General features: G+C 74.1%; 21 protein-coding genes. 6 read left to right on the top strand and 15 right to left on the bottom strand.

Annotated features, from left to right (window positions below; genetic code table 11):
• Positions 1-16 precede the first annotated feature (16 nt).
• The 5 genes from AB0K65_RS23485 to infC form a co-directional block, all read right to left on the bottom strand.
• Positions 17-1,141 (bottom strand): ATP-binding protein, encoded by a 1,125-nt coding sequence (locus AB0K65_RS23485; RefSeq protein WP_365719559.1) that lies wholly within the window; start codon positions 1,139-1,141, stop codon positions 17-19.
• Positions 1,142-1,223: 82 nt separating this feature from the next.
• Positions 1,224-2,063, bottom strand: coding sequence for an RNA methyltransferase (locus AB0K65_RS23490; protein WP_365719561.1), 840 nt, complete (start codon positions 2,061-2,063; stop codon positions 1,224-1,226).
• Between the two features lie 179 nt (positions 2,064-2,242).
• Positions 2,243-2,629: a 50S ribosomal protein L20 gene (gene rplT / locus AB0K65_RS23495; protein WP_125652405.1), complete on the bottom strand. Its 387-nt coding sequence runs from the start codon at positions 2,627-2,629 to the stop codon at positions 2,243-2,245.
• Between the two features lie 105 nt (positions 2,630-2,734).
• Entirely contained in the window at positions 2,735-2,929 is a 195-nt protein-coding gene (gene rpmI, locus AB0K65_RS23500; RefSeq protein ID WP_019884943.1) for a 50S ribosomal protein L35, read from the bottom strand.
• 123 nt (positions 2,930-3,052) lie between these two features.
• Complete coding sequence (infC, locus tag AB0K65_RS23505; RefSeq protein WP_365719648.1) at positions 3,053-3,775, bottom strand: translation initiation factor IF-3; 723 nt, start codon at positions 3,773-3,775, stop codon at positions 3,053-3,055.
• Positions 3,776-4,094: 319 nt separating this feature from the next.
• On the opposite strand from infC, the gene AB0K65_RS23510 reads away from it, so the two are divergent.
• Positions 4,095-4,463 carry a DUF1844 domain-containing protein gene (locus AB0K65_RS23510; RefSeq protein ID WP_365719564.1) on the top strand — a complete coding sequence of 123 codons (369 nt, stop codon included), beginning with the start codon at positions 4,095-4,097 and terminating at the stop codon, positions 4,461-4,463.
• Between the two features lie 175 nt (positions 4,464-4,638).
• On the opposite strand, the gene AB0K65_RS23515 is transcribed toward AB0K65_RS23510, so the two are convergent.
• From AB0K65_RS23515 to AB0K65_RS23525, 3 genes are all read right to left on the bottom strand, one after another.
• Positions 4,639-5,379: an SseB family protein gene (locus AB0K65_RS23515; RefSeq protein WP_365719566.1), complete on the bottom strand. Its 741-nt coding sequence runs from the start codon at positions 5,377-5,379 to the stop codon at positions 4,639-4,641.
• Positions 5,380-5,487: 108 nt separating this feature from the next.
• Entirely contained in the window at positions 5,488-6,672 is a 1,185-nt protein-coding gene (gene mycP / locus AB0K65_RS23520) for a type VII secretion-associated serine protease mycosin (protein ID WP_365719568.1), read from the bottom strand.
• Positions 6,669-8,096, bottom strand: a complete 1,428-nt coding sequence (locus AB0K65_RS23525) for a hypothetical protein (RefSeq protein ID WP_365719570.1) — start codon at positions 8,094-8,096, stop codon at positions 6,669-6,671. Before AB0K65_RS23525 ends, mycP begins: the two co-directional genes overlap by 4 nt.
• A gap of 109 nt (positions 8,097-8,205) precedes the next feature.
• Between AB0K65_RS23525 and AB0K65_RS23530 the strand changes: the two genes are divergently transcribed.
• Positions 8,206-9,408: an amino acid deaminase/aldolase gene (locus AB0K65_RS23530; protein WP_365719572.1), complete on the top strand. Its 1,203-nt coding sequence runs from the start codon at positions 8,206-8,208 to the stop codon at positions 9,406-9,408.
• Between the two features lie 36 nt (positions 9,409-9,444).
• Here the strand turns inward: AB0K65_RS23530 and AB0K65_RS23535 are convergent, their stop codons facing one another.
• The 4 genes from AB0K65_RS23535 to AB0K65_RS23550 form a co-directional block, all read right to left on the bottom strand.
• A complete protein-coding gene (locus AB0K65_RS23535) occupies positions 9,445-10,365 on the bottom strand; it encodes a DUF2510 domain-containing protein (RefSeq protein WP_365719574.1) in 921 nt (306 codons plus the stop codon).
• A 263-nt stretch (positions 10,366-10,628) separates the two neighbouring features.
• Entirely contained in the window at positions 10,629-11,411 is a 783-nt protein-coding gene (locus AB0K65_RS23540; RefSeq protein ID WP_365719576.1) for a 3-oxoacyl-ACP reductase, read from the bottom strand.
• A 4-nt stretch (positions 11,412-11,415) separates the two neighbouring features.
• Positions 11,416-12,789, bottom strand: a complete 1,374-nt coding sequence (locus AB0K65_RS23545) for an aldehyde dehydrogenase family protein (RefSeq protein ID WP_365719578.1) — start codon at positions 12,787-12,789, stop codon at positions 11,416-11,418.
• An 8-nt stretch (positions 12,790-12,797) separates the two neighbouring features.
• Positions 12,798-14,162, bottom strand: a complete 1,365-nt coding sequence (locus tag AB0K65_RS23550; RefSeq protein WP_365719580.1) for a glutamine synthetase family protein — start codon at positions 14,160-14,162, stop codon at positions 12,798-12,800.
• A gap of 204 nt (positions 14,163-14,366) precedes the next feature.
• Between AB0K65_RS23550 and AB0K65_RS23555 the strand changes: the two genes are divergently transcribed.
• From AB0K65_RS23555 to AB0K65_RS23565, 3 genes are all read left to right on the top strand, one after another.
• The gene (locus tag AB0K65_RS23555; RefSeq protein WP_365719650.1) at positions 14,367-15,056 is read left to right on the top strand and encodes an FCD domain-containing protein; all 690 of its coding nucleotides are present in this window, start codon (positions 14,367-14,369) and stop codon (positions 15,054-15,056) included.
• 142 nt (positions 15,057-15,198) lie between these two features.
• On the top strand, positions 15,199-16,653 hold the full coding sequence (gene eat, locus AB0K65_RS23560) for an ethanolamine permease (RefSeq protein ID WP_365719582.1): 1,455 nt from the start codon (positions 15,199-15,201) through the stop codon (positions 16,651-16,653).
• A 32-nt stretch (positions 16,654-16,685) separates the two neighbouring features.
• Positions 16,686-17,420, top strand: coding sequence for a gamma-glutamyl-gamma-aminobutyrate hydrolase family protein (locus tag AB0K65_RS23565; RefSeq protein ID WP_365719584.1), 735 nt, complete (start codon positions 16,686-16,688; stop codon positions 17,418-17,420).
• Positions 17,421-17,456: 36 nt separating this feature from the next.
• On the opposite strand, the gene AB0K65_RS23570 is transcribed toward AB0K65_RS23565, so the two are convergent.
• On the bottom strand, positions 17,457-18,407 hold the full coding sequence (locus tag AB0K65_RS23570) for a LysR family transcriptional regulator (protein WP_365719586.1): 951 nt from the start codon (positions 18,405-18,407) through the stop codon (positions 17,457-17,459).
• Between the two features lie 70 nt (positions 18,408-18,477).
• On the opposite strand from AB0K65_RS23570, the gene AB0K65_RS23575 reads away from it, so the two are divergent.
• Positions 18,478-19,635, top strand: a complete 1,158-nt coding sequence (locus AB0K65_RS23575) for a TDT family transporter (protein ID WP_365719588.1) — start codon at positions 18,478-18,480, stop codon at positions 19,633-19,635.
• Here the strand turns inward: AB0K65_RS23575 and AB0K65_RS23580 are convergent.
• Together AB0K65_RS23580 and AB0K65_RS23585 are read right to left on the bottom strand one after the other, a co-directional pair.
• Positions 19,562-20,461: a helical backbone metal receptor gene (locus tag AB0K65_RS23580; protein ID WP_365719590.1), complete on the bottom strand. Its 900-nt coding sequence runs from the start codon at positions 20,459-20,461 to the stop codon at positions 19,562-19,564. The two genes, AB0K65_RS23575 and AB0K65_RS23580, sit on opposite strands and share 74 nt — an antisense overlap.
• A complete protein-coding gene (locus tag AB0K65_RS23585; protein WP_365719592.1) occupies positions 20,458-21,009 on the bottom strand; it encodes a cupin domain-containing protein in 552 nt (183 codons plus the stop codon). Before AB0K65_RS23585 ends, AB0K65_RS23580 begins: the two co-directional genes overlap by 4 nt.
• Positions 21,010-21,143 lie beyond the last annotated feature (134 nt).

The raw sequence follows: 21,143 nt of genomic DNA on the forward strand, positions 1-21,143 counted from the left end.
GCGGCCGATGATCTCGTCAGGCGAGATAGGCCGGGGCAGCCACGGGCAGGATAAATCGGAACTCGGCGCCGCCGCGGGGGCCGCGGCCGACGGTGATGGTGCCGCCGTGGGCCTCGACGATGCCCTTGACGATGTAGAGGCCCAGCCCGGTGCCACCGCGCTTGCTTCCCCGCCAGAAGCGGGTGAAGACGCGCCCCATCGACTCCTCGGGGATGCCGGGACCTTCGTCGCTCACGGTGACCGCCGTCCCCTTCTCTCCGTCGGTGGTGGCGCAGGTGGGCGCCACCTCGATGGTGACGGTTCCCTCGCCGTGGCGCACCGCGTTTTCCAGGAGGTTGCCGAGGATCTGGTCGATCTTGTCGGGATCGGCCCAGAGATCGGGCAGCCCGGGCCGTACGCGGACGAAGAAGCGGTCGGGGGACTGGCCGCCGGCGGTGTGGGCCTGGATGTGGCGGCCGACGGCGGCGGCGATGTCGACCGGCTGGCGGCGCACCTCGAGCCGGCCGGAGTCGATCCGGGAGATGTCGAGGAGCTCGGCGATGAGCCGGGTGACGCGGTTGGCGTCGGCGTCGACGGTCTCCAGCATGAGGCGCTTCTGGTCGTCGGTGAACCGCTCCCACTTGGCGAGCAGGGTCGCGGTGAAGCCCTTGACGGAGGTCAGGGGCGAGCGCAGCTCGTGGGCGACGGTGGCGATCAGTTCGGCGTGGCTCAGCTCGGTACGGCGGCGGGCCTCGGTGCCGCGCAGGGAGACCACGACCCGCAGGACGGGGCCGGTGGGGTGCCCGCGGACGTAGCGCGCGGAGACGAGGACCTCGCGGCCGCCGGGCAGGAGCAGATTGCGCTCGGGCTGGCCGCGGCGGGTGGCGAGCCCGCCGTAGGGGTCGGTGAGCGTCCACCAGCGGCGGCCCTTGAGGTCCTCCAGGGGCAGGACCTGTTCCAGGGGGGCGCCGAGGGCGTCGTCGCGGGAGACGGAGGTGAGGCGGGCGGCGGCGGCGTTGAAGCAGACGACCAGGCCGGTCGCGTCGGCGACGACGAGTCCGTCGGGCAGGTCGTCGGGGTCGATGCCGGGCCGGTGGCCGTGCTCCGGGGCACGCGGCTCGGAGCCCCGTCCGTCTGTGGGCCTGTCCGTGCCGACCGTCATCCCCGTTCCCCACCCCTCCGTGTAGCGCAGTGGGCCCCCGAGCCCGTCACCCTACTAGGTGGAGGTGACGGAGTGGACCCCCTCAGGCGGTGGTTCGGGGGCGCTGGGCACGCGCGGAGGCGTACAGGCACACGGCGGCGGCCGTCGCGAGGTTGAGGCTCTCGGCCTTGCCGTGGATCGGGACGCGTACGACGGCGTCGGCGAGCGCGCGGGTCTCCTCGGGCAGGCCCCACGCCTCGTTGCCGAAGACCCAGGCGGTGGGTCCCCCCATGGTGCCGGCGTCCAGCTCGTCGTCGAGGTCGTCCTCGCCGGCGCCGTCGGCGGCCAGGATCCGCACCCCCGCGCTCTTCAGACCGGCGACGGCCTGCTCGACCGGGACGCCGACGGCGACCGGGAGGTGGAAGAGGGAGCCGACGGAGGCGCGGACGGATTTGGGGTTGTAGAGGTCGACGGAGGCGTCGGTGAGGACGACGGCGTCGGCTCCGGCGGCGTCGGCGCAGCGCAGGACGGTGCCGGCGTTCCCCGGGTCGCGGACGTGGGCGAGGACGGCGACCAGCTTGGGCCTGGTGGCGAGGATCTCCTCGAACGGCGAGTCGAGGAAGCGGCAGACCCCGACCAGGCCCTGCGGGGTGACGGTCTGGGAGACCTCGGCGAGGACGGCGTCGGAGGCGTGGTGGACCCGGGCCCCGGCCGCGTGGGCGGCGTCGACGATCCCGGCGTACCTCTCGGCGGCCTCGACGGTGGTGAAGAGCTCGACGAGCGTGGGCTCTCCCCCGCTGCCGCGGTGCTCGACGGCCTCGCGGACGGCCTGCGGGCCCTCGGCGATGAAGAGGCGGTCCTTGCCCCGGAAGTTGCGCTTGGCCAGCCGCCGGGCGGCGACGACGCGCGGCGAACGCGGGGAGATCAGCTCGGGGGTGCCCATGGGGTCGGCGGCTCTCTTTTCGTGCGTACGAGAGGGGTGCGAGGCGGGGTGCGGGTGGCGCGGGACGGGGCCGGGCGCCGGGCGGGCGGACCGCCCGGCGTCCCCGGTGTGCCCGGAACGCGCCGGACCCGCAGGCGCGGGGCCTGCGGGTCCGGGCGGAAGCACTGCGGCCTGGGAGATCAGGCGGCGGCCTTCGGGGCGTTGACGTCGGCCGGCAGAGCCTTCTGCGCGACCTCGACCAGCGCGGCGAACGCGTTGGCGTCGTTGACGGCCAGCTCGGCGAGGATCTTGCGGTCCACCTCGATGTTGGCGGCCTTCAGACCCTGGATGAGGCGGTTGTACGTCATGCCGTTCTGGCGGGCAGCGGCGTTGATGCGCTGGATCCACAGCTGACGGAAGTCGCCCTTGCGCTTCTTGCGGTCGTTGTAGTTGTAGACCAGCGAGTGGGTGACCTGCTCCTTGGCCTTGCGGTACAGGCGCGAACGCTGACCGCGGTAGCCGGAGGCCGCCTCGAGGATCGCCCGGCGCTTCTTGTGGGCGTTGACTGCCCGCTTGACGCGTGCCACTTGTTAACTCCTTGTAGCGGGGCCGTGGTTGGACTCACACGACCCGGAAACGAATGGGGCCCGGACTGGGCCGGTGGCTCCCGGTCACCGGGAGCCGGAGATCAGTCAGATGCCCAGCATCTTCTTGATCTTGGCCGCGTCGCCCGGGGCCATCTCGGCGTTGCCGGTGAGGCGGCGCGTCAGCTTGGACGACTTGTGCTCGAGCAGGTGGCGCTTGCCGGCGCGCTCGCGCAGCACCTTGCCGGAGCCGGTGATCTTGAAGCGCTTCTTGGCACCGGAGTGCGTCTTGTTCTTCGGCATCGCGCCGTATCTCCTCGTCAGTGGCGCTCCCCCCGGTGCGGGCACCGGGCGACCGGGAGCGTCAATTCTTGGTGTGGTGGTTCCGGGCGAGGCCCGGGGCTGCCTGGAGGGCAGCCCCTCGGGTCACGCCTCGGGGTTCTCGGCCGGAGCCTCGGCGGAAGCCTCGGTCGCGGTCTCCGGGGCCGGGGCCTCGGCGGACTCGTCGGACGAACCGCCCTGACGCTCCGCCTTGCGCGCGGCCTGGGCCTCGCGCGCCTCGGCCATGGCCTCGGTCTTCTTCTTGTGGGGGCCGAGAACCATGATCATGTTCCGGCCGTCCTGCTTCGGGTTGGACTCGATGAAGCCAAGCTCCTCGACGTCCGAAGCCAGTCGCTGCAGCAGACGGAAGCCAAGCTCGGGGCGGGACTGCTCACGACCACGGAACATGATCGTGATCTTGACCTTGTCGCCCTGCTTGAGGAACCGGACGACGTGACCCTTCTTGGTGTCATAGTCGTGCGGGTCGATCTTCGGCCGGAGCTTCATCTCCTTGATGACCGTGTGCGCCTGGTTCTTGCGCGCCTCACGGGCCTTCATGGCCGACTCGTACTTGAACTTCCCGTAGTCCATGAGCTTGCACACGGGCGGACGGGCGTTCGCCGCGACCTCGACCAGATCGAGGTCGTACTCCTGTGCGAGCTCCAGGGCCTTGGCAAGCGGAACAATCCCGACCTGCTCGCCGCTGGGTCCGACAAGTCGCACCTCGGGAACGCGAATCCTGTCGTTGATGCGGGGCTCGGCGCTGATGGATCCTCCTCGGTAGCACCACGCGACCGCCTGGCGGACGGACGCGCATGTCTGTTTCAGTGAGACCAACCGCGCCGGAACAAGAAAAATGCCCCGGACGGGACACAGGCGGGGCTCCACGGAAATACCGGAGCACCGCCGCGATCAACCGCGGGGCGCACATCGGGCGGCTTCCATCGTCCGTACGGAACGATGGGCGCCGCCTGACCGGTGACCCGCCGCCCGTGAGGGCGGTCAGGTGGGAAGTCGGAGCCTCCACTTGTGGGCCGGGCACACACGTGTCCGGCCGGTCGTTACACAAGGTTAGCACCGACCGCGCCGCTTTGCTAACGGAGGACCCGCGGCACTCCCCCGTCCACCGCGGCTTATCGTGTGGGGCATGAGCGAAACGCCCCACACCGAGTCCGCGGACTCCCCCGACTTCGACGCCATGACCCGCGACATCGCGGAGGTCCCGGCCGTCGAGGTGATCGTGACGGTCGCCGTCAACCTGATGAGCGCCGCCGCGGTGAAGCTCGGGCTCACCGAGGAGGGCGAGGAGCACAAGGACCTCGACGAGGCCCGCAAGCTGATCCACGCCCTGGCGGGCCTGCTCGACGCCGGCGCCACGGAGATCAGCTCCTTCCACGCGGCGCCGCTGCGGGACGGCCTGAAGTCCCTGCAGCTCGCCTTCCGCGAGGCCTCCTTCGTCCCGGACGAGCCGGGCCAGGGGCCGGGCGAGAAGTACACCGGACCGGTGTACGGCTAGGACAGTCGCCAGAGGAGAGGGGCGGGACCCGTCGGTACCGACGGGTCCCGCCCCTTCGTCGTGCGCACGCCATCGGCCTGGGGACGGGCCGCCAGGCGCGCGTCGGCTCCGGCGCGGCCCACGTACCCTGCGATCGCCTCGTCCCTACGCGCTCAGGCTGTGGCCCCCCGCACGCTCAGGCGTCGTCCCTGACGTAGAACGGCTCGCCCGGAGGCGTGGCGCCGGCCGGCAGGAGGGCCAGGTCGAGGCCGCGGACCAGACGAGCCCTCAACGTCTCGTCGGCGGCCAGCAGCCGGGCGACCCGCTGGGCCGCCTCCGCCGGGGCCGCGTCCGGCGCCATGACGAGGGCGAGGGTGCCGTCGGCGCTGCCGGGGCCGAGATGGGCGCGCAGCACGGCGGGCTCCGTGGCGACGGCGGCGCGGACCGCCTCCCGTACCGCCGGGTCCTCCAGCGGGTCCACACTGTGGCGGCCCTCCGCGAGGGCCAGCAGGGCCGGACCGGTCACCTGGTAGGGCACAGGTCCCGCCAGGTCCAGGACGAGCGTGTCCGCCTTCTCGTGCGCGGCCGCCTGGAGCGCCTGGTGGAGCGGTACGGCGACGGGGCGGGCGGCCGGATCCCACAGGGCCAGGGAGGCGAGCGAGGTGAAGGCGGGCAGCGCCCGGCGGTCGCCCGCGGTCAGGGTGGGCACGGCCATGTCGCTGGTCTTCTCGCGGCGCAGCCCCGTCTCGGGGTCCTCCTCGACCTCGCCGAGCACGGCCACGACGGGCACGAGCAGGCGCGCGTCCCGGAGCGCCCGGAGGACGGGGCCGTGGGCGGTTCTGTCCTCCGCCCACGCCGCGAGGGCCTGGGCGAGCCGCGGGTCGGCGGTGCCGTCGTCGTCGGAGAAACCGGGGTCAGGGATGTTCTTGAGCGCCACGCGACGAGCCTAGCCGCAGCGCTCACGGCGCATGCCCCCGGTCCGGGTCGGGAGCCCGGGGCCGACGGGCGCGGGGCGGGGGACGGGGGACGGGAGGGCGGTCGGGCCTCAGCGGGGCGGGCGGGGGCCGGTGTGGGCGGTGCGCCACAGCACCACCGCGGCGGCGAGCAGCAGGGCGCCGAGGCCTCCCGCGACGGGGGCGAGCAGGCCGACCGGTTCGCCGTCGTCGGCGGCCGGGCTCGGTCCCGGCCCGAAGTACCGCCCGCCGTAGCCGGCGGCGGCGTTCTTGATGTCGGAGCCCTTCAGCGAGGCCCCGGCCTCGATCGCGGCGGCCGGGTCGACCGTCCCGTACCCCTTGGCGTCGCTGCGCCCGGCCTTGGGGCGGTTGCGGGCGGTGTCGGTCAGCAGCCTCTTGACCTGGGCGGGGGTCAGGTCGGGGTGGGCGGAGCGGACCAGCGCCACGGCGCCGGAGACGAAGGCGGCGGCGGCGCTGGTGCCCCAGCCCTGGTAGTAGCGGCGGTCGGGGTCGGCCATGACGATGTCGACGCCGGGCGCGCTGACCGTGGCGTACCAGCGACTGGTGGAGAAGGAGGCGTGGGTGCCGTAGCGGTCGACCGCGGTGACGGCGATGACGCCCGGGTAGGCAGCGGGGAAGGAGATGTGGTCGCCCTTCTCGCCGCCGTTGCCGGCCGAGGCCACCACCGAGACGCCCTTGGCCAGGGCGTACTGGACGGCGGCGTCCTCGCCGGCGTCGGGGTGGGCGGACTCCGAGTCGTCGCCGAGGGAGAGGTTGATGACGTCGGCGCCGTGGTCGACGGCCCAGCGAATGCCCTGGGCGAGGGCGGTGCCACGGGACTTGCGGGCCTTGTCCCGGGCCTTGTCGGTGCCTTCGAGGATGACCCGGACGGGCAGGATCCTGGCCTGGGGCGCGACGCCGAGGACCCCGTCCTGGCGGTCGGGGCCGTGGCCGTGCCCGGCGATGATGCCGGCCATGGCGGTGCCGTGACGGGCCCAGGCGCGATCGCCCTGCCGCGCCCCGAAGCCGATCAGGTCCTTGCCGGTGAGGACCGAGCCGGCCAGGTCGGGGTGGTCGGCGTCGACGCCGGTGTCGAGGACGGCGACGGTGACGCGCTCCCCCTCGGTGGTGCGCCACGCCTCCTCGGTGCGCAGGGCTTCCAGGCCCCACTGCTGGGCGCGGATGCTGTCGGCGTGTGCGGGGGTGGTGGTGGCGGGGAGGACGGCGAAGGCGGCGGCGAGGAGGGTCGCGGCGGTACGCGTACGGCGGGCGGTCACCGGTCGTCGTCCTTCGTCACGGCCGCGGCCACGGTCGTGCGCAGGCCGCGCTCGACGCCGTCGGCGACTCCCTTGGCCTCATGGCCGAGGCCTGCCTGGGCGGGCGCGGTGGTCCGGTCGGCTGTCATGGCCTGGGCGGCGGGCTCGGGGCTGACGGAGCGGCCGTCGGCGAACCCGGAGACGGAGAAGACGACGACGGGCAGGTCGGGCAGGGCGCGCGTCCACCAGCTGGCGCGCTGGCCGGCGCCGAAGCGTTCGGCGACCGTGCCCGGCGCGGACAGCGGCGGGGGGACGTCGTCGCCGATCAGCGGCCCGCCCAGGGAGCGCATGGTGGCGGGGTCGGCCGGGGTGAAGGCCATGCCGACGGTGATGACGCTGCTGGCGGTGGCGTCGGTGTACGTGGCGCGCAGGACCCGGTCGCAGCCGGCGGGGCGCAGGGCCGTGAGAACGCTCCGGGGCAGGACGGCGGCGGAGCACGGGGCGTCGGGGGCGACGACGACGCGCGTCCAGGTGCGGGCCGCGCCGCCGGGGCCGGCCTCGGGTCCCTTGAGGGTGCGGGGGAAGAGGGTGTCCACGGGAGCGTTGTGCCAGAGGGTCCTGGTCAGGGAGAAGCCGGGGGGCTCCGGGGGCTCGCCGACGTCGCTGGCCGCGAGGACCGCCCCGGCGGCCGCGCCGCCGATGAGCCCGAGTCCCACGACGAGGCACACGCCGGCCGCGGCGACGCGCCCGACCCGGCGCTCGCGGATGGGGCGGAGCCGTGTGGTCGTCTCGGTGAGCGTCTCGGGCGGCACGGTGTACGCCCGGTAGGCGCCGTAGGTCCCGTACGCCTGCTCCGGCCGCGCCTCCCGCTCCGGCCACTCCGCCTCGGGCCGGGCGGAGCCGGCGTACGCGGGCCCGGGCGGAGCGGCGGGCCGGGGCGGCTCGGGGCGGCGGGGGTCGCTTGGCGTGCGGGGCGCGTCCGTGGCGTGCTCGGGGCGGCGGGGGCCGCCCGGCGTGCGGGGCGCGTCGGGCTGCCGCGCGGCGGGCGTCGTGCCAGGGCGGGGTGCGGTGCCGGAAGAGGGGCCGGTGCCGCGGATCGGCCGGAGCCGGGCCGTCGTCTCGACGGCGGGCGCCTCGGCCGGCTGCGGCGGTACGCCGGGGCGGCCGCCGCCTCGGCCGGTGGACGGTGCGCCGCCGGGTCGCGAGGGCGGGCTGCCCGGCATGCGCGGGGGCCCGGCGGGGTGCGGCGGGGCGTTCTCGGGCGCGGAGGGGCCGGACGCGTACGCGCCGGACGTCCTGGAGGAGGGAAGCGCCGTGGAGGAGCCGGGCGGGGTGGAGGGGCGCGCGTCGTCGGCGGGGCGCGAGGGGGCCGGAGCGGGGGGCGTCGGCGGGAGCAGTGCCTCGGTGATGCGGGACGACGTGGGAGGGTGCGCGTCGGTGGTCATACCCGTCCCCCTGGTCGTTCTGGCAATGCCCGTCACTCTACGGGCTGTTCCCCCCTGCGCGGGAACCGAGGGGCTACCCTGCCGTAACCCCGTCTGGCAAGCTCGGCCCATGACTCCCCGCGCCGCCGACCGGGCCCGGTACGACCGGGCCACCGCCGATCTCGACGCGCCCGTGGCGATCGTCGACCTGGAGGCGTTCGACGCCAATGCCGACGATCTCGTCCGCCGGGCCGGCGGCAAGCCGATCCGGGTGGCGAGCAAGTCCGTACGGTGCCGCGCGCTGCTGGAGCGGGTCCTGGCGCGCGAGGGTTTCGCCGGGATCATGTCGTTCACGCTCGACGAGTCCCTGTGGCTGGCCCGCGCGGGCTTCGACGACGTGCTGCTCGCCTATCCCTCCGCCGACCGGGCCGCCTTCGCCGAGCTGGCCGGCGACCCCAAGCTCGCCGCCGCCGTCACCGTCATGGTGGACGACCCGGCGCAGCTCGATCTGATCGACCACGCCCGGGCCGGCGGTGACGAGGAGATCCGGGTCTGCCTGGAGCTCGACACCTCCCTCCGGCTGCTCGGCGGGCGGATCCGGGTCGGCGCCCTGCGCTCCCCGCTGCGCGAGCCCGCCCAGCTCGCCGAGCTGGCCCGGTCCGTCGCCCGCCGCCCGGGCTTCCGGCTCGTCGGGATCATGGCGTACGAAGGGCATGTGGCCGGCGTCGGGGACGCGCTCGCCGGGCGGCCGCTGCGCTCCCGGGCGATCCGGCTGATGCAGGCCGCCGCCCGCAAGGAGCTGGCGGAGCGCCGCGCCGCCGTGGTCCGTGCGGTGCGGGCGGTCGCGCCGGACCTGGAGTTCGTCAACGGCGGCGGCACCGGCAGCGTGCAGCACACGGCGGCCGAGGAGGCGGTGACCGAGATCGCCGCCGGGTCGGGGCTCTTCGTGCCGCGCCTCTTCGACAACTACACGTCCTTCACCGGCCGTCCCGCCGCGCTCTTCGCCCAGCCGGTCGTGCGGCGTCCCGGCGTCGGCGTGGTGACGGTGCTCGGAGGCGGCTATCCGGCGTCCGGCGCGGCGGGGCCGGACCGGCTGCCCGTGCCGTACCTGCCGGAGGGGCTGCGGTACGACCCGCAGGAGGGGCCGGGCGAGGTGCAGACGCCCCTGCTCGGCTCCCCCGCCGACGACCTGCTCATCGGGGACAAGGTGTGGTTCCGGCATGCGAAGGCCGGTGAGCTGTGCGAGCGGTTCGACAGCCTGCGGCTGGTCGAGGGCGACCGGATCACGGCGACGGTGCCGACCTACCGGGGCGAGGGCCGCACGTTCCTCTGAGCCGCGCCGGGATCCGGCCGGTCAGGATCCGGCCGGTCAGGACCCCGGGGTGATCGGGGCGCCCACGCCGCCGTTCGTCGTGCTGCCGATGGGGAGGATCCCCCGGATGATCTCGTCCATCGCTGCGAGCGGCGGGCCGTCGGGTCCCGCGTCGAAGGCGAAGCGGACGACGACCGGGGACTCGCTGCCGAGCGGGGAGGGGAAGGCCAGCGACTGGACGTAGGCGCCGGGCCCCTTGCCCGTGGTGACCCGCCAGCGCACCAGATAGCCAGTGCGGCCGGCGACGACGGCGGGGCGGGCCGCGATCTGCCGGTGGGAGACGATCCCGCCGTAAGGGCGGTTGCCGAGGACGTCGTCCTCGTAGAAGGCGTCGGCGGCCAGGGCGATGTCCTCCTTCGCGAGCGCCTCCGGGGTGGCGGCGTCCGTGCCGGACGGCGTGCGGGAGTCGACCGTGCCGCGGCGGCAGTCGACGGTGGGCGCGCCGGGGCAGGGATAGGTGCCCACGGTCGTGACCGTCGGCATGCCGCCCGCGGTGTAGCGCGGCTTCTCCCAGCCGTCGATCACGGGCAGGCTGATGCCGTTGAGCTGGTCGGCCACACGCGTCGGGTCCTCGCTCGACGGGTCGGCCGAGGACGACGTGGTCGGGGCCGCCGAGGTGGTGGTCGGGCTCGCCGGGGGCGGTCCCGCGGTCCCCGGGTCCTCGTCCTCGCCGCCGAGGACGAGGACTCCCACGACCACGGTCGCCGCGACGGCGGCGACCGCCGCCGCGCCCAGGGCGACGGACCTGCCCGGTCGGGCGCGCGGAGGAACGACGACCGCTTGCGGAGCGGTGACCGGGAGCGGGGCGACGCCCGGCAGGAGCCGGGTGTGGGCGCTCCAGGCCGTACCGTCCCACCAGCGTTCGACGGTGGGCGTGGTCGGGTCCGGGTACCAACCGGGAGGGGTCGTCATGCTCATCCGGCCACCCTAGAGGGCGGGTTCGGGGCCCGTGCACGGAGTCCCGCCGGCCGGCCGCCGCGCGCGCCCGGCTGCCGGGCGGGAGCCTAGGGGCCTGTTGCGAGAGCCCCGCCGGGCACGCGACGCCTGGCACGCCCGCTCGTCGCGTGGTCGGGATCGTCCGAGCACACCCAGACGAGGACGATCCTCCGCCGTGCGAGCGCACGCACCAGACCCCGCGGGGCCCGCCCTTCGGGCGGGCGGCGGGACTTTCGCCACGCGCCCTAAAGCGGGGTCACGTAGGCGCCGGAGATGCCGCCGTCGACGAGGAAGTCGGTGGCGTTGACGAAGGAGGAGTCGTCGCTGGCGAGGAAGGCGACGGCGGCCGCGATCTCCTCGGCCTCGGCGAAGCGGCCGACCGGGATGTGCACGAGGCGGCGCGCGGCGCGCTCGGGGTCCTTGGCGAACAGTTCCTGGAGAAGGGGGGTGTTGACCGGCCCCGGGCAGAGCGCGTTGACGCGGATGCCCTCGCGGGCGAACTGGACGCCCAGCTCGCGGGACATGGCGAGGACGCCGCCCTTCGACGCGGTGTACGAGATCTGGCTGGTCGCCGCGCCCATCACGGCGACGAAGGAGGCCGTGTTGATGATCGAGCCGCGGCCCTGCTGCCGCATGTAGGGCAGGGCGGCCTTGCAGCAGAGGTACACGGAGGTGAGGTTGACGTCCTGGACGCGCTTCCACGCCTCCAGGCCGGTGGTGAGGATGGAGTCGTCGTCGGGCGGCGAGATGCCGGCGTTGTTGAAGGCGATGTCGACGGAGCCGTACGTGTCGAAGGCGGTCTTGAAGAGCGCCTCGACCTGCTCGGGGTCGGTGACGTCGACCTGGACGAAGGTGCCGCCGACCTCTTCCGCGGCGGCCTTGCCCGCGGTCGCGTCGATGTCGCCGCAGACGACGTTCGCGCCCTCGGAGGCGAGGCGGCGGGCGGCGGCGAGCCCGATGCCGCTGCCGGCCCCGGTGATGACGGCGGTACGGCCGACGAGGCGCCGGCAGACGATCGAGTCGGTCATGGGGTTAGGCCTCCGTGCTTTCCGTGCTGATGAAGACGTTCTTGGTCTCGGTGAAGGCGGTGAGCGCGTCGGGACCGAGTTCGCGGCCGAGGCCGGACTGCCGGTAGCCGCCGAAGGGGGTCCAGTAGCGGACGCTGGAGTGGGAGTTGACGGACAGGTTCCCGGCCCGGACCGCCCGGGAGACGCGCAGCGCGCGGCCGACGTCCCGGGTCCAGATCGAGCCGGACAGTCCGTACTCGGTGGCGTTGGCGAGCCGGATCGCGTCGGCCTCGTCCTCGAAGGGCAAGGCGACGGCGACGGGACCGAAGATCTCCTCGACGGCGCAGGGCGCGTCCTCGGCGACGCCGGTGAGGACGGTCGGCGGGAACCAGAAGCCCGGGCCTTCGGGGGCCTTGCCGCGGATGGCGGGCGCGGAGTCGGGGACGTACGCCCGTACGCGCTCCAGCTGGGCGCGGGAGATCAGCGGACCCATGTGGGTGCTCTCGTCGGCGGGGTCGCCGACGACGATCTCCTCGATCGCGGGGGTGAGCAGTTCGAGGAAGCGGTCGTACACGGATCGCTGGACGAGGATGCGGGTGCGGGCGCAGCAGTCCTGGCCGCTGTTGTCGAGGAAGGACATCGGCGCCGCGGCCGCCGCCGCCTCGATGTCGGCGTCGGCGAAGACGATGTTCGGGCTCTTGCCGCCGAGTTCGAGCGTCACTCGCTTCACCTGGTCGGCGCACTTCGCCATGATGCCCTTGCCGACCCGTGTCGAGCCGGTGAAGACGATCTTGGCGATGCCGGGGTGCTCGACGAGCGCGTCGCCCGCGACGGCTCCCTCGCCGGGCAGGACCTGGAAGAGGCCCTCGGGGAGTCCTGCCTCCAGGGCGAGTTCGGCGAGGCGGAGCGCGGTGAGCGGGGTGGTCTCGGCGGGCTTGAGGATCACCGCGTTGCCTGCGGCGAGGGCCGGCGCGGTGGCCCAGGCGGCGATCGGCATGGGGAAGTTCCAGGGCGCGATCACGCCGACGACGCCGAGGGGTTCGAGGAGGGTGATGTCGATCCCGCCGGCGACGGGGATCTGGCGGCCGTTGAGCCGCTCGACCCCTCCGGCCGCGAAGTCGAGCAGGTCGCGGACGTTGCCCGCCTCCCAGCGGGCATTGCCCAGGGTGTGACCGGCCTCGCGGACTTCGAGGAGGGCCAGCTCCTCGGTGTGGGCGTCGACGACGGCGGCGAAGCGGCGCAGCAGCCGGGCCCGGTCGGCGGGGGCCGCGGCGGCCCAGGCGCGCTGGGCCTCGGTCGCGCGGACGACGGCGGCGTCGACGTCCTCGGGTGTGGCGGCCGGGACGGTCGCGACGACCTCTTCGGTCGCCGGGTTCAGGACAAGCAGTTCGTGCGGCAACTCGTTCCTCACATGCGTTCGAAGGAGCGGCGCAGTTCCCAGTCGGTCACCGCGGCGTCGTACGCGTCGAGTTCGACGCGGGCCATGTTGCGGTAGTGGGCGACGACCTCGTCGCCGAAGGCGGCCTTGGCGATGGGGCTCGTCTCCCAGAGCTCGGCGGCCTCGCGCAGGGTGGTGGGGACGTGCGCGTAGTCGGCGCTGTAGGCGTTGCCCTCGCAGGCCGGCGGCAGCTCGAGCCGCTGTTCGATGCCGTACAGACCGGCGGCGACGAGTCCGGCGACTGCGAGGTGGGGGTTGACGTCCCCGCCGGGGAGACGGTTCTCGAAACGCGTCGAGCGGCCGTGGCCGACCACGCGCAGGGAGCAGGTGCGGTTGTCGACTCCCCAGGCGACGGCGGTGGGGGCGAAGGAGCCGGGCTGGAAGCGTTTGTAGGAGTTGATGTGGGGGGCGTAGAGGAGGGAGAAGTCGCGCAGGGCGGCGAGCTGCCCGGCGAGGAAGTGCCGCATGGTCTCCGACATCCCCCCGGGCCCGTCACCGGCCATGACGTTCGTACCGTCGGCGTCCTGCAGGGAGAGGTGGATGTGGCAGGAGTTGCCCTCGCGCTCGTTGTACTTCGCCATGAAGGTGAGCGAGACGCCCTCCTGGGCGGCGATCTCCTTGGCGCCCGTCTTGTAGACGGCGTGCTGGTCGCAGGTGACCAGGGCCTCGTCGTACCGGAAGACGATCTCGTGCTGCCCCGGGTTGCACTCGCCCTTGGCGGACTCGACGGTCAGTCCGGCTCCGGTCATCTCGTTGCGGATGCGGCGCAGCAGGGGTTCGATCCGGCCGGTGCCGAGGACGGAGTAGTCGATGTTGTACTGGTTGACCGGGGTGAGGCCCCGGTAGTTCGCGTCCCAGGCCTGCTCGTAGGTGTCCTTGAAGACGATGAACTCCAGCTCCGTGCCGACGTGCGCGGTGTAGCCGTGCTCGGCGAGCCGTTCCAGCTGGCGGCGGAGGATCTGGCGGGGCGCGGCGACGACGGGTGAGCCGTCGTTCCAGGCGAGGTCGGCGATGAGCATCGCCGTACCCTCGTTCCAGGGGACGCGGCGCAGGGTGGAGAGGTCGGGGAGCATGGCGAAGTCGCCGTACCCCCGGTCCCAGGACGACATCGCGTATCCGCCGACCGTGTTCATCTCGGTGTCGACGGCCAGGAGATAGTTGCAGCCCTCGGTGCCGTGGTCGAGGACGTCGTCGAGGAAGAACGGTGCGGCGAACCGCTTGCCCTGGAGCCGCCCCTGCATGTCGGGGAAGGCCAGGACGACTGTGTCGATCTCACCGCTCGCGACGAGGGCACGCAGGTCCTCGACGGAGAGCGGGGCTTGGCGGTCTGCCACGGGATGACTCCTCCTTCGGCCAGCCGGAAGCCATAAGGTATTGCCGAAGACCATTGCTTGGGAAGGGGAAACCGCGACGTGGCGAAGATCGGCGGAGAGACGGACCCGGCGCCGGGCGCGACCGCGGGCGCCGACGCGGGTGCCGCGTCGGGCCCGGGGAGGGGCCCCGGCACGGGCGCCGGCGCGCCGGACCGGCTCACGCCCGTGCTGCGGCCGGTGCGGGCGGGCAACGGCTTCGAGGAGGCGCTGGAGCAGATCCTCCAGGTGGTACGCCTCGGACTCGTGCCCGGCGGGGAGCGCCTGCCGGCCGAGAGGGAACTGGCCGACCGGATGGGCATCAGCCGCGTCACCCTGCGCGAGGTCCTGAAGGTCCTCCAGGAGCAGGGGCTGGTGGAGAGCCGCCGGGGGCGGTACGGCGGAACGTTTGTGCTGCCCCGGACCCAGACGGCCGACGAGGACGAGCTGCGGCGCCGGATCGCCACGGTCGACATGGAGGACACCCTGCGGTTCCGCGAGGTCCTGGAGGTCGGCGCCGCCGGGCTCTGCGCCGCCCACGGCCTCGACGACGAGGGCGCGGACCGGCTGCGCGCCGCACTGGTGGCGACGCACGACGCCCCGCTGGGCGACTACCGCCGCCAGGACACCCTGCTGCACCTCACGCTGGCCGAGCTGTCGGGGTCGCCGACGCTCACCGCGCAGTACGCGGGCGTCCGGGCGACGGTGAACGATCTGCTCGACTGCATCCCGCTGCTCGTCCGCAACCTGGAGCACTCGCAGCACCAGCACACCGCCCTGGTGGAGGCCGTGCTGGACGGGGACGCCGACGCGGCCCGCGAGGTCATGCGCGAACACTGCGGCGGCACGGCGGCGCTGCTCCGCGGCTTCCTGACGTGAGGAGCCATGACGCCCGGCCGGGCCGCGCCGGGGCGGCGGCCCCCGTAACGCGAAAGTAACGCACGGGGGTTGCGTTCCCGCCGACCCGGCGCAAAGGTATGGGGCCAATCCATTGGGCCCGCTGCGGGGAGCTGACGCTGCCATGACGCTCGAAGACACCACCGGGGACAAGACCGGGGCCACGGCCGCCCCCGACGACTATCTCGAACGCCGCGCCCTGCGGCGCGGCAGCGCCGGCTGGCTGCTGCTCACCGGACTCGGCGTCGCCTACGTCGTCTCCGGGGACTTCTCCGGCTGGAACATCGGTCTCTCCAAGGGTGGTTTCGGCGGACTGGCCGTCGCCACCGTGCTGATGGGCGCGATGTACGCCTGTCTCGTCTTCGCGCTCGCCGAGCTCTCCGCCATCCTGCCGACGGCGGGCGGCGGTTACGGCTTCGCGCGCCGCGCTCTGGGCACCTGGGGCGGTTTCCTCACCGGCACCGCGATCCTGATCGAGTACATCCTCGCCCCCGCCGCCATCTCCATCTTCATCGGCGACTACGTCGAGTCGCTGGGCCTCTTCGGCCTCGAGTCGGGCTGGCCCGTCTACCTCGCGTGCTTCGCGGTCTTCATCGGGATCCACCTGTGGGGCGTGGGCGAGGCGCTGAGGTTCAGCCTGGTCGTGACGGCGATCGCGGTCGCGGCGCTCGTGGTCTTCGCGCTCGGCGCGCTGAGCGACTTCCACGTCGCCGGGCTCGACGACATCCCGGTCGACGGCGAGGCGTTCGGCGCCAACTCCTGGCTGCCCTTCGGACTGCTCGGGATCTGGGCGGCGTTCCCCTTCGGCATGTGGTTCTTCCTGGGCGTGGAAGGCGTACCGCTCGCCGCCGAGGAGGCCAAGGACCCGGTCCGTTCCATGCCGAGGGCTCTCGCGATCTCGATGGGCGTCCTGGTGCTCCTCGCCGTGGTGACCTTCCTCGCCGCGACGGGCGCCCGCGGCTCGGCCGCCATCCAGGAGGCGGGCAACCCGCTCGTGGTGGCGCTCCAGGGCGACGGGGAACCGACGGCGCTCAGCCGGTTCGTGAACTACGCCGGGCTCGCGGGGCTCGTGGCCTCCTTCTTCTCCCTCGTCTACGCCGGCTCCCGGCAGCTCTTCGCCCTCTCCAGGGCCGGCTACCTGCCCCGCTTCCTGTCGCTGACCAGCCGCCGCAAGTCGCCCTACCTGGGGCTGCTCATCCCGGGCGCGATCGGCTTCGCGCTCGCGGCGGGCACCGGGAACGGAGCGCGGATGCTGAACATCGCGGTGTTCGGCGCCACCATCTCGTACGCCCTCATGGCGCTGTCGCACATCGTGCTGCGCCGCCGGGAGCCCGGCCTGTACCGGCCGTACCGCACCCCCGGCGGTGTCGTGACCTCGTCGGTGGCGTTGGTGCTCGCCCTGTCGGCGCTGGTGGCGACGTTCCTGGTCGACCAGGACGCGGCCCTCATCGCCCTCGGGGTGTATGTGATCGCCCTCGCCTACTTCGCCTTCTACAGTCGGCACCATCTGGTGGCCAAGGCGCCGGAGGAGGAGTTCGCGGCGCTGGCGGCGGCCGAGTCCGAGCTCGAACGCGACTGAATCCCCCCGTACTCCCTCCTGGAGGCTCCCTCATGACCAAGCCGCTCATCGGTGTGACGACCTATCTGGACCAGGCCCGCTGGGGGGTGTGGGACATGCCCGCCGCGCTGCTTCCCGCGCGGTACCCGCAGCTGGTCCAGGCGAGCGGCGGCCTCGCGGTGATGCTCCCGCCGGACGATCCGTCCGCCGCGGCGGGGGTGGTGGCGCGCCTCGACGGCCTGGTGGTGGCGGGCGGCGCGGACGTGGAGCCCGTACGGTACGGAGCCGCGCCCGATCCGCGCACCGGACCGCCGGCCCGCGCGAGGGACGCGTGGGAGCTGGCCCTGGTGGAGGCGGCGCTGGCTTCGGGGGTCCCGCTGCTGGGCATCTGCCGGGGCATGCAGCTGCTGAACGTGGCCCTCGGAGGCACGCTGGTGCAGCACCTCGACGGGCATGTGGAGTCGGTCGGCGTGATCGGCCGCCACAGGGTCGAGCCGGTCCCGGGGACGCTGTACGCCTCCCTGGTGCCGGAGCCGGCGTCCGTTCCGACCTACCACCATCAGGCGGTGGACCGCCTGGGCCGGGGCCTGACCGCCTCGGCGTACGCGGAGGACGGCACGGTCGAGGCGGTGGAGCTGGCCGAGCCGGTCTGGGCCCTGGGCGTGCAGTGGCATCCGGAGATGGGCGAGGACCCGCGGGTCATGGAGGGCCTGGTCCGGGCGGCGTCGTCCGAAACCGCGGCGGGGAGGAACGACGCACCGGCCCTGGCCCACGCGGCGGGCGCCTGAGGCCCGCGCTGCCCTCCCGCCGGCCCCCTCTTCCCGCTACCCCCGCGTCAGGGAGAGCAGGTCCCGCGCCGGGCCCGTGGGGCGGTGGCCCGTGGGCCAGACCGCGCGGAGGTCGCGGCGGAGGAGGACCCCGGCGACCGGGATCGCGACCAGGCGGCGGGAGGCCAGCTCCTCGGCGACCGCGAGTTCGCTGAGGACCGCGGGGCCCGCGCCGCTGACCGCCGCCGCCTTCACGGCGGTGGTGGAGGCCAGCTCCATGAGCGGCTGGGCGAGGCCACCGTGGGCGGAGAGCGCCGAGTCGAGGACCTGGCGGGTGCCCGAGCCGCGTTCGCGCAGGATCAGCGGGGTGGCGGCCAGTTCGGCGGGGTCGAGCGGCCTGCTGCGGCGGGCCCACGGGTGGGAGGGGGCGGCGACCACCGCGAGCCGGTCGTGGGCGACGACCGCACCGTCCAGGCCGTCGGGCACGGCGAGTCCTTCCACGAACCCGAGGTCCGCCTCGTCGGCGAGGAGCTTCTCGGCGACCACCGCCGAGTTCCCCGCCATCAGGGACACGGCCGTGTCCGGGCGTCCGGCACGCAGCGCGATCAGCCAGCCCGGCAGCAGGTACTCGGCGATCGTCATCGACGCGGCGACCCGCAGCCGCGAGTCCCGCCGCCCGCGCAGCGCCTGGGCGCCCGCGTCGAAGGCCTCGGCTGCCTCCACGATCCGCCGGGCCCAGTCCGTCACCAGGGCACCGGCGTCGGTGAGCCGCGAGCCGCGCGGCGAACGGTCCACCAGGGCCACCCCGAGCTGCCGCTCCATCGACCGGATCCGGCTGCTCGCCGCGGGCTGGGTGATCCCGACCTCGCGGGCCGCCCGGCCGAGGCTTCCGTGGCGCGCCACGGCCAGGAGGAGTTCGAGCGCGCCGAGGTCGGGAACCCGGTGGGACAGGGGGGCGCCGCCCCCGTGCGGGTGGTCACCGCTCGCGCTGCTCATCTGACCGGTCATAAAGCCAGCTTATGGCGTCATAGGCCCATGATCCCTGGTGGGGCCGGTCCGGCCGGACGACGGTGGGGTCATGGCAACACTCGCACCCTCCCGTCCGGCTCCCCTCGCCACCACCCCCGGCGGGCGGGCGGCCTCGGTCCGTCATCTCGGCCCCCACTGGTACGCCTCGGTGATGGGCACCGCCGCCGTCGCCACGGCGGGAGCGAGCCTCCCGGTGCACGTCCCCGGACTCCGCACCGTCTGCACGGCCGTCTGGGCGCTCTCCTTGGTCCTTCTCCTGACCCTGCTCACGGCCCGCGCCCTGCACTGGATCCACCATCGCGACCGGGCCGGGGAGCATCTGATGGATCCGGCCGTGGCCCCCTTCTACGGCTGTCTGTCGATGGCCCTGCTGGCGGTCGGCGGCGGCACGATGCTGCTGGGCCGGGACTGGATCGGGCTTCCCGCGGCCCTCGCGATCGACACGGTCCTGTTCACCGCGGGAAGCGCGATCGGGCTGGCCGCCGCCGTGGCGATCCCGTACCTCATGGTGGTGCACCACCGGATCGAGGCCGCCTCCCCGGTGTGGTTGCTGCCGGTCGTCGCGCCGATGGTCTCCGCGGCGCTCGGTCCGCTGCTGGTGCCGCACCTGCCGGAGGGGCAGCCCCGCCAGACGCTGCTGATCGCCTGCTACGCCATGTTCGGCATCAGCCTGCTCGCCACCCTCGTCATGCTGCCGCTGGTCTTCGGCCGGCTGGTCACCGCCGGTCCGCCGCCCCTGGCGCTCACCCCCACTCTCTTCCTGGTCCTCGGACCGCTGGGCCAGTCCACGACCGCGGCGAACACGTTCGCCGACACGGCCCCGGGCGTGCTGCCCGCCGCGTACGCCCACGGCTTCGGCGCTTTCGCCGTCCTCTACGGCGTGCCCGTCCTGGGCTTCGCGCTGCTGTGGCTGGCCCTCGCCGGGGCGCTCGTGCTGCGGGCGCGGCGGCGGGGCATGGGGTTCGCCCTGACCTGGTGGGCGTTCACGTTCCCCGTCGGTACGTGCGTGACGGGAGCGGAGGGGCTGGCGCTGCACACCGGACTCGAGGTCCTCCGCTGGCTCGCGGTCGGGCTGTACGTCCTCCTCGTCGCGGCCTGGCTGGTGGCGGCCCTGCACACCCTGCGCGGTGTGGTCAGCGGCGCGCTGCTCGCAGGGCCCGGCCCAGCACGGCCGGCGCCTCGGCGAGCGAGGGTCCGTACCACGTGAGGTGACGTCCGCTGACGAGCGCGGCCGGGATCGCCGGAAAGGCCTCGGGTCCGTCGTCGGGCGTGAAGCGGTACGGCTCGTCGGGCAGGACGACGAGGTCGGCCCCCGCGGCACACAGCTCGTCGAGGGGGACGCGGGGGTAGCGCTCGGCGTGATCGGCGTACAGCTGGCGGATCCCGAGCCGGGCGAGCAGGTCTCCGGCGAACGTGTCCCGGCCGAGGACCATCCAGGGGCGCCGCCAGATCGGCACGACGGCGGCCGGGGCGGGCCCCACCGTCGCTTCCCGGCCCTCGGCCGCCGCTGCGGCGGCCGCCGTGGCGGGCTCGGCGGCGCCGACGGCCGGTGCGGCGGTCCCGGCGGGGTCGCCGGCCGGCAGGTCGAGGGGGTCTTCGGCCGACAGGTCGACGGGGTCCACGGGCGGCACGTGGGCCCCCACGGCGGCCCACGCGGCCTCGGCCTCGTCCAGCCAGCGGGGGCGGGTGGCCACACCGCAGGCCCGCAGCACCCGGTCCAGTTCGACGAACGCCTGGTCGAGGGTACGGATCTCGGTCACCAGGACGTCGATCCCGGCGGCGCGCAGGGCCGCCAGGTCGGGGGCCCGGTTCTCCTCCTCGTTGGCGATCACGAGGTCGGGGCGGAGGGCGGCGATGGCCGGGACGTCCGGATTCTTGGTCCCGCCGACGCGTACGACGTCGAGATCGGCCGGGTGCGTGCACCAGTCGGTGGCGCCGACCAGGAGGCCGGGGGCGGTGACGGCGACGGCCTCGGTCAGCGACGGCACCAGGGAGACGACCCTCCGCGCCCCTCGCGACACGGCCGCGCTCATGCGTCGGTGGCCTCGATGTGCTCGGCGACGGCGACGACGAGGAGGCGGGTGCCGGGCTCGGTGGCGCGCCACCGGTGACGCACGCCGCCGGAGAGGTAGAGCGTGTCGCCGCGCTCGAGCCGGTACGCGCGGCCTTCGGCCTCGACCTCGGCCGCGCCGTCGGCGACGTACAGCAACTCGTCGTTGCGGTGGAGGAATTCACGCCCCGCGTCCTGCTCGCCGGTGAACTCCAGGGCGTGCAGCTGGTGCCGGCCCCGCACCACGGTGCGTACGCCGGGGGGCAGGTCGCCGGGCGCCTCGTGGGAACGGACGATGTCGACGGTGCGGGCGGCCTCGGCGGCGGCGAGCAGCTCGCCGGCCGTGGTGTCCAGGGCCTCCGCGACGAGCTGGAGGGAGCGCGTGCTGGGGCGGGCCCGCTCGTTCTCGACCTGGCTGAGGAAGGGCACGGACAGGCCGCTGCGGGAGGCGACGACGGCGAGGGTGAGCTGCAGTGCTCTGCGGCGCCTCTTGACGGCCGCGCCCACGCGAAGTGATTCCTTGTCGTCCATGCCGGCTCCCTCCCTCGTGTCTCAGGCTCGTACCGCGTACTGGTCGGTTACCTGCACCTTACGCAGCTTTGGGGCGGGGTTTCGCGTCGTGGCGAAAAGGGGTGGCCGCCGAATACGCTCGGCGACCACCCCTT

This window comes from Streptomyces sp. NPDC053755 (assembly GCF_040677675.1).
Classification (GTDB): Bacteria; Actinomycetota; Actinomycetes; order Streptomycetales; family Streptomycetaceae; genus Streptomyces.